Genomic DNA, 15106 nt, shown 5'->3' with positions numbered 1-15106 from the left:
GTCTCTATGCCATTTTTCTTGAGTCTGTTATCAAATGAGTAAAATCCATGCTCATCAATTCCGGAATTTTATCGCCCGGAACAGATGGGCTGAAAATATAACCCTGTATGATATGGCAGCCCAGACCATGCATGACCAATAATTGCTCCCTGGTTTCAACACCTTCTGCAATCAGGGTATAGTCAAGCGCATTGGCCAGCCCAATGATCGTGCCCAGGAGTACTGCTGTATGCGGGTTTGTTGTCACATCATCCAGAAAAACCTTGTCAATTTTAATACAGTCCAACGGCAATTCCTTTAATGATGCCAGACAGGAATAGCCCGTACCAAAATCGTCAATAGAAATTTTTATTCCGATTTGCCTGAGCTGTTTCAGAATATCGGTATGTTCTTTTGACTGTAATGCGCTCTCGGTAACTTCCAGCTCAAGATATTGTGCTGAAATATCATATTTCTCAAGCAAGTCCTTCACTATCTCGATTAATCGGGAATCCTGGAAATGTGTAGGCGAAATATTGACAGCTACTTGCAACGAAGACAAACCAGCTTTATGCCACTTAGCAATTTGCTGGCAAGCGGCTTTGAGCACCCAGTTTCCAAACTCAACAATTAAACCCAGTTCTTCAATCAGCGGTATAAATTCACCTGGGGGAATCATTCCTTTTTCGGGGTGTCGCCACCTTGCCAGCGCTTCGACGCTGACCATACGCCCGGTAAGCAGGCATATTTGCGGCTGAAAATGCAAAGAGAACTGCTCTTTTTCTAGCGCCTCGTGTAACATTTGCTCTTTTTCCAAACGAGAAACTGCCTCGGCGGCCATGTTATGTGAATAAAAAACAAAACACTGCTTGCCAGATTTCTTGGCTGCATACATTGCTGTATCTGCAGCTTTTAATAGCGCCACCTCATCGTCTCCATCATGTGGAAAAACAGCAATACCGATACTTGCACGCGGCTTTATCTGATGATTATTGAGAAACAGAGGCATATTGATCTTGTTCAAGCAACGAGCGGCCATATCTGAGACAGATTCGTTATCTTTAACATTGTTAACGATAATACAAAACTCATCGCCGCCCAGACGGGCCGCAAAATCTTCATCGCGGATTACTTCCTGTATTCGTTTGGCAATCATGATCAGCAACTGGTCTCCCAGATCATGACCGAGGCTGTCGTTGATATCTTTGAATCCGTCCAAATCAATAAACAGCAAGGCGAACTGTTCGTTACGATACTTTGCTATGCGGACAATAGCCTGGATACGCTCCTGATAGTAACTTCTGCTGGGGATGCCGGTCAGATTATCAAAATAAGCTATGTGATGAATCTGCTTTTCATTTTCATTGTATAGACTGATATCCTGGACTGTACCGGTAATTTTGGCCTGATTATGTTCGATTATCTTGACCATTTCCTGGTGGACAAAGAAGGATTCAGATTTGGATCCCTGCAGCCTGTATTCCATGTGTTGTATAGTCTTATTATAAGGTGCAGCCAGAATCATGTTTTTTACTATTTCCCTGTCCCTGGCATCAATCAGGCGCACAAATCCCTCAAGACTTGCATCAAATGTCTCCAGATCAATTCCGCATAAATCTGCCAACTGCTCCGAGATCTGGAAATGATTATTTTTTGAATCCCACACCCAGTAGCCGATGCGGGCAATACGCTGAGCAGTGGAAAGCTGCAATTTGCTGCTTCTGAGTTCGTTGGCATTCAGGTCAGATCTGAGAACAAACCACAAACGATGTATTAATATTGGATAGTTAAGTGGCTTGACCATAAAATCAGTGGCCCCACATTCAAAAGCACGATTGATGGAATCGATATCGCCCAGACCCGTGGACATAATGATTGGAACATTGATCAGTTCGGGGTTACTACGCAATAGCTTGCATGTATCAAATCCATTGAGTTCCGCCATGAGTGCGTCAAGTATTATCGCATCAGGCTTACTTTCCTTGACTTTTTCCAGCGCCCGCAGCCCGTTTTCAACTTCATCAACAATAAATGCCGACGCCCTTAATACTGAGCCGGTAATCATACGATAGCTGATATCATCATCCACCAGCAAAATACGTCGGCTCTGCATTTTGAATTGATCTTTTAATACGGGTGGATTGGTCGGCTCTTCCTGCAATGACGCGGACACATCCGGCAATAAAGCGATTTCATTTCGCAGTGCTGATAGAACTTCGGGAAGACCCGATTGCATGGCTTTTAGAAATTCATCGGCGCCTGAAACATGACCCTGTTTGGCGACCGCCTCGAGTGAAGCAGCGTTTTGCGCAAATGACTGTATACCCAGATTTCCGCAAGTTGATTTGAAATAATGTGCAATCCTGGTTAATTCAGCTGTGTCCTGTCGATCCAATGCCTGCTGCAAAGCATCAATATCTTTGGGAGCAGCATCTAAAAACATTGTGATAGTTTTGGCGAGCAGGTTTTCACCATCTACTGTAGTGATTTCACGCAAGGTGTCCAACGCATCCGGATTTATCAATTCACTACCAGATTCGCCACCCGAAGAAAAATGTTTTGCCGGCGCCTTGTCTTGATCTGCACTTTTGTCCACCAGCCATTTTTCCAATTGCTCGCGTAATTGTTTTTTGTTAAAGGGTTTGCTCAGGTAGCCATCCATGCCATTATCAAGACACCGTTCTACGATTCCTTTTTGAACATCAGCCGTTAATGCGATAATGGGAATATACTTGTGTGTATTTCGTGTTTTTTCAAGCTCACGAATTTTCCTTGTTGCTTCAAAGCCATCCATTTCAGGCATGTGACAATCCATCAATATCAAATCGTATTCACTTTCCGATACAGCATTGACAGCCTCCAGGCCATTATTGACCACTTCGACCTGACACCCGATTGAACGCAATATTCCGACACCAACCTCCTGGTTTATCAAATTATCTTCGGCTAACAACAGTTTTCCAGAAATCTGAGACACACCGACGGAATTCGATTCTGATTCTGAACGGTTCTGCACAGGATTTTTCTGCGAACCTATCAGACTTAACAAACATTTCAACAGTTTTTGCTGAATGACCGGTTTATTTAAAAAATAGCTGATGCCGCATTGCCTGCTTTGATCGGAATCAACGGTTATACTGTCAGAGCTGAGCATTACCAGTGGTAGTGATTCGAGTTGTGGTTCGTCATGGATTGCTTTGGCCAGCGTAAGACCATCCATCTCAGGCATATGAAAATCGAGTATAACCACATGATATAATTTATTATTCTTTTTGGCGTCCAATAAATGATTTAGCGCTTGAGCACCACTTGAAGCGCAATATGAATACACGCCCCAATATTTTAGCTGTTCAGACAGAATTTCTCGGTTTGCTGCATTATCATCAACGACCAGAATGTTTTTCCCTTGCAATGCAGAGACATCCGCTTTTTCCGGTATATGTTGAATACCGTATCCCAGTTGTAAACTGAAATAAAAGCAGGCACCCTGGCCCAAAGAACTGGTTAATTTCAGTTCGCCGCCCATCATTTCCACAATTTGTCTGGAAATACTCAACCCCAGTCCCGTTCCTCCATGACGGCGCGTAGTAGTTCCGTCTCCTTGTGTAAAACTTTCAAAGATCATTGCCTGCTGATCAGATGCAATACCAGGCCCGGTATCCCTGACTTCAAATAACAGACGCATCTGATCTCCAGACACGCCTTGATAAAGCCAACTGACTTTTAAAGTTATCTCTCCATGATGTGTAAATTTGATGGCATTTCCCAATAAATTTACGAGAACTTGCCGCAGCCGTTCTGCATCACCCTGAACAGTGGCATGCAGATCAGATGGCAAATCCAATACCAGTTCCAGACCCTTGTGATGAGCCTGAGTCGCCATTATTTCAGCCGTGTCCTCCAATAATTCGCGCACATCGAAATCATGTGTGACCAACTGAAACTTGCCCGACTCAATTTTAGAAAAATCCAGTATGTTATTAATGACACTCAGCAGAGATTCAGCCGATCGGTAAGCTATGTCTGCCAATCGTTTCTGGCGAACGTTCAGTTTCGTTGACAGTAATAACTCTGTCATTCCCAAAACACCGTTCATAGGTGTGCGTATTTCATGACTCATAGTAGCGAGAAACTCACTTTTCGCTTTATTGGCGGCCTGGGCCTTTTCAGCGAGATGACAGGCTTCATTGGTTTTGTGTTCCAGGTCAAGTGTACGCTTGACTACCTCTTCCTCGAGAATATTGAGGTTATTCGCAAGTTGCGTATCCCGTTGCTGTATACCATCCAACATTTTATTGAAGCCGATGGCAAGTGCATTCAATTCAATAATATTGCTTTGTTTGGCACGCGCCTGGTAATCAGAATTTATGGAAATCTGCTCCATGACATCTGAAAGGCCTGTTAATGGATTCAGTACCGATTTGTTCAAGCGCTGTACCAGGTGGTAGGCAGCAAACAAAGAGACTGCTGCCGCACCGATTGTGAATAGAATTTGCCATAGCAATTGCCAGTAGAGCGGAATCAGGCTTATTTCCAGGTAAAGACCGCCTACCTTCTGGTCCTTAAAAAAGATAGGTTGTATGAATGTCTTGCTGTAAAGGTCTTCTATGATGTCTTCCTGCATAAATCCCAAAGATGCAGGAAATGAACGGTCATTTACTGAGTAAGAGGCAAATTTTTCTTGATCTTCATTGTAAATGGCAGCGGCACTCACTTCTTTGGAATTGCTCAGCGATTGCAGAAGGGTTTGAGCCGAACCAAGATCCTGAAACATCAGTGTTGAAGCAGCATTGTCTGTTAGCAATTTTGCTTTAGATTTACTGGATTCAATTAAAGCATATGAACCGATTACATAGCTGTTGGCAATTATAAGCAAAGTCACGAGCAGTAATGCCATACTTAAAGTAGTCAGGCTGATTCGCTGTAATTTCTTTTGCAGCGTGATAGCAGCCGATAAGTTACTGAACATTATTTATACACCTCTCTGGCAAAACGCAGTAATTGGGAACTGAGATCAAGACCCGAGCTTTTTGCTGCTGACAGGTCAACATCAAACTTGATTTTTCCATGTACTACTACAATATTTATGGTGACACCTTCATGAAGCCTGTTTAGGTTATCTGTTATTTTTAGTACCGGCCTGTCCTTCAAGTGATCAAGGATTGCCTTGATAATAAAAGCAGATGTATGGCTGATAAACACCATTTGACAATCACCCAGATCTTCTATCTGATTTGTATAATTGATAGAAATGTCACGCTGATTGATTTTCTTTTCCTGCATTTGATTCAGCTCGCTGCCAAAGAAATGTTCACCGTGGATACAAATATCAAATTTGTTACCAATATCATCAGGCCATTGTGTGTAATTCGCAAAATTGTAGAGAAACGCAGCCTTTACCTGATATTCAGGTAATGCCTCTGCCTGGGCTGCTGACGAAACATTCAGATGAAAGAAACCCAAAAACAATAGTATTAGTGCAAGCTGCTCCAGTTTCTTCAGGCAGCTTGACGGGTATTCGTCAGGCATCACCTGTGGCATTAAATCCTTTGGCAGGAAAACTCTCTGAAGCGGGCTGTTCTTCCGCTTCAGTCCAGCAACCTGGTGGAATAATTGATTTTTGGTCATTATCAAAATCAATAGATTCGTCAGATGAGTTGATCAACCCACCGTGATCTATTTTTAAAGCAGCAGGCTCTATTCAATTTTCCATGTCGATTTTCAGCTATTCGAATACTTTCCGCGCTACTACCAAACTCAACATCGATTACCAAATTTTCAAATGAATGAGATTTCATCTGCCAGCGCCAGCGAAAATCACCAACAATATAAAATTCATTTATGTTTTTAAAATAAACCATTGAGTTTTATCAACTAAAATTATAAGAGAATGCCTTGACAAGGATCCAAATACTGAAATGCAAAAAAATTAAACCAAACAATCTGTTGCCTTCAAAATCTCAGCAAAATTCTTCCATATACACTACGAGGAATCCCGGAATTCAGCACATCCTGCGCGGTGAATTCCTGATGTTGTTTATTTGTAATATTCTGTGCGACGACCGATAACTCCAGATCGGGTTTTGGTGACCAGGCCAGCCTTAAATCAAGACGGGCCTGATCTGAAACATTGTGCGCACGGAGCCGGTCTGTATAGTAGAACATGCTGTTTAATTCCAGGTTGTAAGGCAGTTGTATATTTGAGCGGACAGAAAACTGGTGGCTCGGGTCCGAATTCTCTTTTCTAAAAATACTGTCTGACAATCCTGTTCCTTTTAAACGCGCATCTAATTCAAACCAGGTATAACTGGAAATAAGTTGCCAGAAACTGGTAGCCTGCCATTTCGCTATTATTTCTGCGCCATAAGTTGATGCTTTTAGTCGATTCGCAAAATTGTTGGCAACTAATAAATGGGCTGGCGCGGGTTGTTGCTCAATACCGACGATATTCACGTCGAAATCCACCAAATCATCGTAATAGTTATAAAATAAAGCTGTATCAACAGTAAATGCATGTGACAGCTGGCTACGGTAGCCTAATTCAAACGCATATACTTTTTCTGAATTTAGATTTTTATTTCCAAAAGCGCTGATCAAGGTAGGCGGCATAAAAGGATTTCTGCTCGGTATCGTTTCAAGATTGACACGAACATCGCTGTCAGACCGGGACGGTATGCGAACTGCTCGCGAAGCAGCGGCCCAGACACTGTTACGCTCGTTTATTTCCCAGAGCAACCGGGTATTTGGCTGAAATTCGAATCCGGTAAAACTGTTATGCTCAATTTTTGAACCCAGCGTGAACCGTACTGTATTCGATAGTTGGATGTCATCCTGAACAAAAGCGCTGAAGGTTCGGGTATAGCGTTTTTGCGGGTCAAATGTAAAAATATAATTTGATTCCAGATTATCAAAAACAGCGCGATAGCCCAGTCCCCAGACCACATCATGCCTGTCCAGCAACTTGAACTGGTTCTGAAGGTCAAGATCCAGCGTATTAACCTCGTTCGAAACACCGAGACTATGACGGTTGAAATGATCATAGTAGGCCTGAAAGCGCCATTTATTGTTTTCTGATTGATAATTTTCCCAACGAAACAGAATATTCCCAGACTGGTAATCAATCTGGTTTTCAATTCCATTACGACTGATATATTCAGTCAATGCAAACTGATCGGCCGTACCAACAGAATATCCACCCTGCAACATCCATTGATTATGTGCATTAAAATCACTATCAACACGAAAACCAGCCAGAAAATTACGCCACTGATCATTTGCCTGATGCAACTGCGTGTCATTAAAGTTTTCCACGTGCTTACCCTTGGCAAATAATCGAAAGCTTGTATGGTCGTTTATTTTCCCGCCATAGCGTGCACTCAGATTTTTTTCCTGTGAACCGCCCAGTAGCGTGATCTGTGTGCCTTGGGTCTGGTCTGCACTCTTAGTGATGATATTGATTACACCATTGACTGCATTGGCGCCCCAAATGGCCCCGCCAGGACCGCGAATCACTTCGATACGCTCAATATCTTCTAACAGCATATCCTGCATGTTCCAGAATACGCCCGTCAATAAAGGCGAGTAGACACTACGACCGTCAACCATCACTAACAGTTTGTTAGCAAAACGGTCATTAAAACCACGGATTGAGACCGCCCATTTATTGGCATCAACCTGCGCAACCTGAACACCCGGAACGCCGCGCAAGACTTCCGGTAACGAAGTGGCACCGGAACGGCGAATATCCTCTTGCGAAATTACATGAACGGCTGCAGCAGTTTTCATGAGGGTTTGAGTTTTTTTACTGACCGAAGTCACTTCAACATTCACTAACTGCTCTAAATCCAGAGAATAGACATCCGTATTGGAAAAAACCGATAACGGACAAAAAGCCAATATCAATGCCAGACTGAATGGAAGTCTTTTTGCAAATCTTCGTATATAGAAAGGAAGTGATCGGGTATACATTTATGCTGCAACAAAAAAATTTTGATGGCAGCTATGCTAATCGAAAGGTGTCAATTCCATAGATTCGATTAGAGCACGGAATCCATCATTTTTCGTTGCTATTCAATCATTCCCCAAAATAGCTGCCACTCTAATCTAATGCTAAAATTTACTGCAGACAGCCGTAACAAATCGACCATAAGAACCTGGAAACGGGAATTGACACACGCCGTATTTTTCGTGCCAATGCACGGCTAACACCACCCTTCTCTCATCGACTTCCAGGAAATTATTTTAATGTTGAATCCAGCATATCCCACATATTTTTGCATGCTGCATTACACGCAAGAGTATAGGCGGATGATCAAGAAGCTGCTGTTTGACGCTTGATCTTTACAGATGGTTACACGGAACTACCGGGTATGTAGCTGTCAGATATATTCTGGTAAATTGTACTGACGCAAGTTCAGCACCGTAGCGTCAAGTAGACACTGTTTATCTGTGTCGATGACCTGTAGTATCAATTATCATATTCCTGAATTACCAATTTTAGCCGTTCGGCATACCTGAATATATCGTCGACGCCATCTATTTCTAGACGTTCTTCATTTTTATTAGAAAATACACCTAAATATTTCTGCTTATAGTTGAAGTGCAGGCGACAAATAGGTTTTCTGTTATTATCGTCAAGAAGGATTGCACAGTAGCTTTTAGCATCCCGTATAAAGATACGTTTTACATCAATTATTTCACGCAATATCGCTTTTATCACGTTATAACCATCGTACTCTTCTTGCGTCGTTTCAATTTCTGTATCTTTGGTTTCTTCTTTTCCATCGTTTGAGTTTTGTTCGCTATTTGAAGACTCATTTGCAGCAAGTGCTGATTTTAAGCGTTCGTTAAGCCTCTCGTTAATAAACTGGTTTCTTGCTTCTTTTACAATTTTTGTGAATTGCTCTATTACCGATTGTGTGAGTCTGCCATCGTAGATTTGTGAAGCAAAAAAACGAACAAAAGCCTCAGAAGGATTGTGAAGCTCTTCTTCCAGTATTTTTTTTATTTCATTTGTATATTTTAGTGTGCTTGCTGTAGTTAAGATATCATCGAGAGAAAAAGCAGATTTTGTAAATTTCTTTAATTCATTTATCTGGTGATTTTCAAAGTTAAGTATATTGAATTCAAAGAACGGTTTTGAATCCATTTTGTTAGGTTCATCTATATCAGAATAAAACTGGTAGTTTATTCCGTTTGTCAAAATAGCAAAGCGAGCTTCAGTGACCGAAAAATATCGATAAAGCTGTGATGCATGATTGATATGTAAGTCGGCGCCAGACCATTTACATTCAATCAAAATAATAATCCTGTCATCCTTTTTGATGACATAATCGACCTTTTCACCCTTCTTTGAACCAATATCCGCTGTAAACTCCGGAATTACTTCAATCGGATTGAATACATCGTAACCAAGGGCTCCGATAAAAGGCATTACAAACGCGTTCTTTGTAGCTTCTTCGGTTTGTATGTGGCTTATTTGTTTTGGTATTCTGGATGCAATTTCTTTTATGCGATCGATCAAATCCATTTTTTCTCCTTTTTATTTTAAAAATATTTTCTTTGAGCTAATTTAGATTGTTGCATTACATTCAGTAACATCCAGGCCTGAGAATTCTAACACTTCGTCATTAAACTACTTCTGCATCATTCGGCTCATAAACGGCCAGGGTTGACAACTTAATGATGCTATTGAACAATCATCTGCAAAACATTTCTTGGTATCGATATTTAGCATTTGATGTATTTACTTCGCTCACGATCTCCAGTGTACGCATGGCCATGTCTAATAGTTAACTATCTATTTGGTCGATTTTTTTTCGCGGTTGAGATAATAATTACTTAAAAATCTCACGTTGACATACTGATATTTGTTATACCTCAGCCTATTTATTTACATGTCAAATCGTATCGTACGGCAGAATCCAAGACATTGATTTTATTGCTGGATTGTATGGCATGAGCCAGGCGCTTGGTTGAGGGCATTGTGGATCTACAACAAAACTAGTCTGATCAAACTTATTCCACGCACCTGTACCAGCACCATCTATAGCAAGAATCGTGATCAATCCAAAATCAATAAAAACCCCAAGTAAAGTGGTAGCATCAAATGATTTTGTTGCAGGTACTGTCACAGAATTACATCCTTCCTTGCGTACTGTAATCATGTAATCTTCTTTTTTCTTGAACGTAGTAACAGTGTTTCCCTTGCCAACAAACGCTTCATTTACGTAAAGCTCGGCATCCGGTTGATTGCTTCTGATTGCTACCTGTTGCGTAGAACCATTAAACATAGTCGCGCAACCCGAGAGCATAAACGAAATGGTAAAAGCTACTAATATCGATTTTTTCATTTTATTATCCTTTTTATAAAAAAACATTCTGGACTGATCAAGACCGCCAAAGTATCAGCAGGTTACACGCACGCCAAAGAGCATTCAACCACAACGACAATACGGTAATCTCTGTTGTTGCACCAGCCTGGCCAAACTAGCCGACAAACACCTTCATAAAAGCTAGTTGATCAAAATTTCAGAAACCCCATGCTTCATAATTTCATATTAATTTTGTGTAAATAATGTCTGTGATTTTCTGGCATTGAAGTTTCCACTAGACCTGCCGGAAACCGGTGAAGATTTTTTTCGTGTCAATCATTGAAAATCATGCACAAGGATCGGCTAGTCGACTAAACCAGGCGGACAATTCTCAAGGTTACAAAACGGGCACTCTGGAGCTGATTGGCATGAGTCATCGACATGACAGCCTGATACCATGACAAAAGTTGATATAGTTTGGTCATTTGTCTGGCGGTTTTCTACCCATGATCAGGCGCTGATTCGGGTCTGGCATATCCGCCAAAAAAGCTCATAAACGGATTTATTGCAAAAATGGCGCAATCCATGGGATATACGAGCTGTGATATTGTGCTGCGACTAACTGTCAATCAGTTCGTACCCCGGTTATTACAAGATAGTTTCAGCGCCAATTACAGGGATCAGGCGTTCTGAATCGTTGTCATTTAATGCATAATGCGATGAACTGGCACTAATTTTCACCCCCTGGCTTTTTCAAATGCAGACAAATAGAGAATTTTTCAACCTATACAACCACGGTTTTGTGCGCGTTGCTGTTGGTATACCCGAAGTTCGCGTAGCAGATGTCGAATTCAACGCGGCAGCTACAATTGCATTAATGCATCAGGCGGTCGACCGGCATGCAGCGCTTGTTCTTTTTCCGGAACTGGGATTAACCGCATATTCATGCGACGATCTATTCCATCAGCAGCCCTTAATCATTGGGGCGATTGAAGCACTTCATAAAGTACTAGAGGCCTCAAAATCACTCAACCTGGTGACAATCATAGGACTACCGCTGCAAATTGATTCCTCTCTTTTCAATTGCGCGGTAATTGTTTGTCAAGGCAGCATTATGGGTGTTGTCCCGAAAACATTTCTGCCCAATTACCGGGAATTTTATGAACTGCGACAATTCGCTTCCGCTGTTGCCGCTAACCGGAACACAATATCACTATGCGGTCAAAGCGCCATTCCATTTGGCACATCACTTATATTCCGAGCAGATAACAAACCAAATTTTTGTTTCTTCGTGGAAATTTGCGAGGATCTGTGGGTACCAATCCCGCCTTCATCACATGCGGCCCTGGCAGGTGCAACTGTACTCCTTAACTTGTCTGCTTCCAATATTACGACTGGCAAATACGATTATCGTCATAGTCTGGTGGCCAATCAATCAGCGCGCTGTCTTTCTGCGTATCTTTATACTTCGGCCGGGACAGGAGAATCGACCACAGACCTGGCGTGGGACGGGCATGCAATAATTTACGAAAATGGCGCGCTTGTTGCTGAGTCCAGAAGATTCCACAATGGCTCACAGTTATTATCTGCCGATGTTGATCTGGATCGATTAACACAGGAACGGATGCGCCAGAACAGTTTCAGCCAAAGCGTGCATTTCTATCGAGATAATATTCACCAGTTCCGGGAAATATTGTTCAAAACTGACCTGCCTGTTAAAGAGCAATTGCTTTGCCAGAGGTTATATGATCGTTTTCCTTATATTCCTTCTGACCCCAAAACGCGAAATGACCACTGCAACGAGATCTTCAACATCCAGACCCAGAGTTTAGTAAAACGGCTCAAACATACAGGTATCCAGAAGATTGTTATTGGAGTTTCAGGCGGATTGGATTCGGCTCTCGCTTTAATGGTCGCGGCCCGTGCCATGGATACGCTACAATTGCCGCGCAAACAAATTTTGGCCTATACAATGCCCGGATTTGCTACCAGCGATCGCACACTTGCCAATGCTAACGCCATTATGCTGGCCATGGGATGTACAGCACATGAAATTGATATTCGACCGGGCTGTAAAAAAATGCTTCAGGTTCTCAATCACCCTTATATGCATGGCAAACCGGTATATGACGTAACATTTGAAAATGTGCAGGCGGGCGAACGCACATCATATCTTTTTCGTTTTGCGAATTATCACAAGGCGTTGGTGCTCGGTACTGCCGATCTAAGTGAACTGGCACTGGGCTGGTGTACTTACGGCGTCGGCGATCAGATGTCACATTATGCTATTAATGCCAGTGTACCGAAGACACTGATTAAATTTCTTATTCGATGGATCATTGATACTGAACAGTTCAGACAGGAAATAAACACTATCCTTTTATCAATCCTGGAAACAAGGATCAGTCCAGAGCTTCTTCCCGGAGAAACAAGAAATGGACGCCCTGCACAACATACAGAGGCGATCATCGGTCCTTATGAATTACAGGATTTCAACTTGTATTACACAACCCGGTTTGGTTATCTTCCTACTAAAATAGCTTTTCTTGCCTACTGCAGCTGGCATGACAGAACCCGAGGAAACTGGCCAGATCCGACAGAGAACGGTAGAAACCAGTATACCATTGGTGAAATCAAACATTGGTTGCAGGTGTTCGCATATCGTTTTTTTCAAGAAAATCAATTCAAGCGAAGCTGCATTCCAAATTCCCCAAAAGTTGGTTCGGGCGGTTCGCTCTCGCCACGAGGCGATTATCGTGCCCCGAGTGATAGCGAAGCTACCTTATGGGTCAACAATATAAAATCCATACCGGATATCAGATCATGAGTTTAATCATTCAACATGTGATAATGTTACGTTGACAGCATGCTGGTCTGGACCCGCTGTACATCGCTGCGATAATTGTAGATGTTGTAACGAGCAGACCCGGTCATGACAACTTTTTTCCAGCAAAAAAATATGTACGGCTTATCGCATGTTCATGCTGAAGTATTTTCAAGCAAGATTGTACAATTAAACATCTTCAGTTTCAGACATTGTGTTCTAAAGATGTTTACATATTTCACGCTGAATCGCATTATGCCCTCGCTTCGAATTTTTGAGTCCATAAAAAGAATGAATTTCTGCCATTTAATTGTTTCTTTGGTGCCAACGTATTACCGTAAAAAAGCGAAATTTGTACTTGCAGTTAATACACAGTTCCACGGAAGCACGCATATTGCGCAGACCGAAACCATCAAGCCAGACACACAAAACCACATAGCAATCAGACTCAGTTGATTGTTTTGACGTATTAATTATTCGGCACAAATGAATCCAGTCGTTTCAATCTACCAATGAATGGGTCAATATCAGCAAGAGCAATTCTGCCCATTTAATTGCTGGCCTGCACTTCTGGGTCATTCAAACAGATATCCATTCCCCCAATTCGCAGCAATGCATAAGAAGGCCATTCCAAAAGAATAAATTTAAGAATCAGCGTCCGCAGTCGATAATCAATAGCAAATAATTGCACTTGATATAACTGACTGTTATTGCGGAGAACTGAATGGAAAATATTTATCTGGCCAAACAACCTATTCTGGATCGAAACAAAGATCTGGTTGCATTTGAGTTGTTTTTTAGGTCGCAAGAACTGGAAAACTCAGCAAACCCGGAAAACGGACTTTCGGCAACTGCAAATGTCATTGTGAATGCATATGGCCACCTGGGAATTCAGAATGTACTCGGTCAGCAACGCGGGTTCATCAATATTAACGGGGATTTGATCAGAAGTGACCTGATAAATCTGTTACCCCAAAAACATGTTGTACTTGAAATAAGCAGTTCGGAAATAATTGACGATGAACTGATTGCACACTGTACCGAGTTAAAAAAATCAGGCTATCAGTTTGCGCTTACAGGCGTTACTTCGGTCAATGAAAATGTTCAACGTATTCTTCCCCTGATCAATATAGTAAAAATTGATGTTTCAAGACTGAGTCAGATTGAACTCACCGAACTTGTCAAGCAAATGAAACGCTGGCCGGTTCTATTCCTTGCAGAGAAAGTTGAAAGCCATGATACAGCAAACCAGTGCATGCACATCGGTTTTGAAATGTTTCAGGGCTACTTCTACGCCAAACCTGAAAGCATTTCCGGAAAACGTGCCGACCCGGCAAAACTGTCATTGTTGAATTTACTGACACTGGTGATGAGCGACAGTGATCTGGAGGAAATTGACAAAGAATTCAAACGAGAACCCGGATTGAGCTATAACCTGCTGCGTATGGTCAATTCGGCAGCTGTAGGTATACCACAAAAAGTCAATTCCATTAAACAGTCGATCATGTTGCTGGGGCGCAAACAGCTGCAACGATGGATTCAACTGCTGTTATATACCACAGAAAATTCCAAAAACAATGAAGGCTTGGACAATGCGCTGCTAAGAACTGCGGCGGCCCGGGGCAAGCTCATGGAGCTTATTGCTGCAGTTGAACGCCCACATGACAAAAATTATCAGGAAAGAGCCTTTATGGTCGGCATTCTGTCTTTACTGGATACAGTACTGGGCATCGAAATGCAGCAGATTATCGATAAATTGAGCATACCCGAGGATATGAGTCAGGCACTGCTAATTCGCGAAGGCAGATTGGGCCTGGAGCTTCAATTAATTGAAGCAAACGAAATGGGTGAAGTCAAGACGATTCAATCCCTGCTGAAAGAACTGGATTTCTTAAATCTCAACGAACTGACCAACCTGGAACTTGCAGCTCTGGGCTGGGTGAACAGGATCGGAGAAGCTGCAAACTAGCAGTAGAAGTCGAATATTCTG

8 protein-coding genes are annotated in these 15106 nt (G+C 42.1%); 3 read left to right on the top strand and 5 right to left on the bottom strand.

What is annotated here, in order from left to right; genetic code table 11:
• Positions 1-4: 4 nt before the first annotated feature.
• The 5 genes from BMY62_RS00135 to BMY62_RS00110 all read right to left on the bottom strand — a co-directional run bounded on the left by BMY62_RS00135 (position 5) and on the right by BMY62_RS00110 (position 10331).
• The gene (locus BMY62_RS00135) at positions 5-4948 is read right to left on the bottom strand and encodes an EAL domain-containing protein (protein ID WP_090654836.1); all 4944 of its coding nucleotides are present in this window, start codon (positions 4946-4948) and stop codon (positions 5-7) included.
• A complete protein-coding gene (locus BMY62_RS00130; protein ID WP_090629844.1) occupies positions 4948-5607 on the bottom strand; it encodes a YfiR family protein in 660 nt (219 codons plus the stop codon). The genes BMY62_RS00135 and BMY62_RS00130 overlap by 1 nt, the downstream gene beginning before the upstream one ends.
• Before the next feature lie 324 nt (positions 5608-5931).
• Complete coding sequence (locus tag BMY62_RS00120; RefSeq protein ID WP_090654833.1) at positions 5932-7947, bottom strand: TonB-dependent receptor plug domain-containing protein; 2016 nt, start codon at positions 7945-7947, stop codon at positions 5932-5934.
• 499 nt (positions 7948-8446) lie between these two features.
• A complete protein-coding gene (locus BMY62_RS00115; protein WP_090654830.1) occupies positions 8447-9508 on the bottom strand; it encodes a type I restriction endonuclease in 1062 nt (353 codons plus the stop codon).
• Between the two features lie 370 nt (positions 9509-9878).
• Entirely contained in the window at positions 9879-10331 is a 453-nt protein-coding gene (locus BMY62_RS00110; protein ID WP_218142905.1) for a PEGA domain-containing protein, read from the bottom strand.
• Between the two features lie 290 nt (positions 10332-10621).
• On the opposite strand from BMY62_RS00110, the gene BMY62_RS16430 reads away from it, so the two are divergent.
• From BMY62_RS16430 to BMY62_RS00095, 3 genes are all read left to right on the top strand, one after another.
• On the top strand, positions 10622-10753 hold the full coding sequence (locus BMY62_RS16430; RefSeq protein WP_256207362.1) for a hypothetical protein: 132 nt from the start codon (positions 10622-10624) through the stop codon (positions 10751-10753).
• Between the two features lie 296 nt (positions 10754-11049).
• Complete coding sequence (locus BMY62_RS00105) at positions 11050-13119, top strand: NAD(+) synthase (protein ID WP_090654826.1); 2070 nt, start codon at positions 11050-11052, stop codon at positions 13117-13119.
• A 721-nt stretch (positions 13120-13840) separates the two neighbouring features.
• Positions 13841-15085, top strand: coding sequence for an EAL and HDOD domain-containing protein (locus BMY62_RS00095; RefSeq protein ID WP_090654820.1), 1245 nt, complete (start codon positions 13841-13843; stop codon positions 15083-15085).
• Positions 15086-15106: the final 21 nt, after the last annotated feature.

Origin of the sequence: Nitrosomonas marina, assembly GCF_900111605.1 — a bacterium.
GTDB classification, from domain to species: Bacteria; Pseudomonadota; Gammaproteobacteria; order Burkholderiales; family Nitrosomonadaceae; genus Nitrosomonas; species Nitrosomonas marina_A.
Note: the sequence above shows the minus strand (reverse complement) of the source record. Positions and strands in the feature narration are given on the sequence as shown.

Excerpts from the sequence above, each read along its gene's own strand:
- BMY62_RS00105 (WP_090654826.1), top strand. The coding sequence starts at position 11,050 with ATGCAGACAAATAGAGAATTTTTCAACCTATACAACCACGGTTTTGTG.
- BMY62_RS00115 (WP_090654830.1), bottom strand. The coding sequence starts at position 9,508 with ATGGATTTGATCGATCGCATAAAAGAAATTGCATCCAGAATACCAAAA.
- BMY62_RS00110 (WP_218142905.1), bottom strand. The coding sequence starts at position 10,331 with ATGAAAAAATCGATATTAGTAGCTTTTACCATTTCGTTTATGCTCTCG.
- BMY62_RS00120 (WP_090654833.1), bottom strand. The coding sequence starts at position 7,947 with ATGTATACCCGATCACTTCCTTTCTATATACGAAGATTTGCAAAAAGA.
- BMY62_RS00095 (WP_090654820.1), top strand. The coding sequence starts at position 13,841 with ATGGAAAATATTTATCTGGCCAAACAACCTATTCTGGATCGAAACAAA.
- BMY62_RS00135 (WP_090654836.1), bottom strand. The coding sequence starts at position 4,948 with ATGTTCAGTAACTTATCGGCTGCTATCACGCTGCAAAAGAAATTACAG.
- BMY62_RS00130 (WP_090629844.1), bottom strand. The coding sequence starts at position 5,607 with ATGACCAAAAATCAATTATTCCACCAGGTTGCTGGACTGAAGCGGAAG.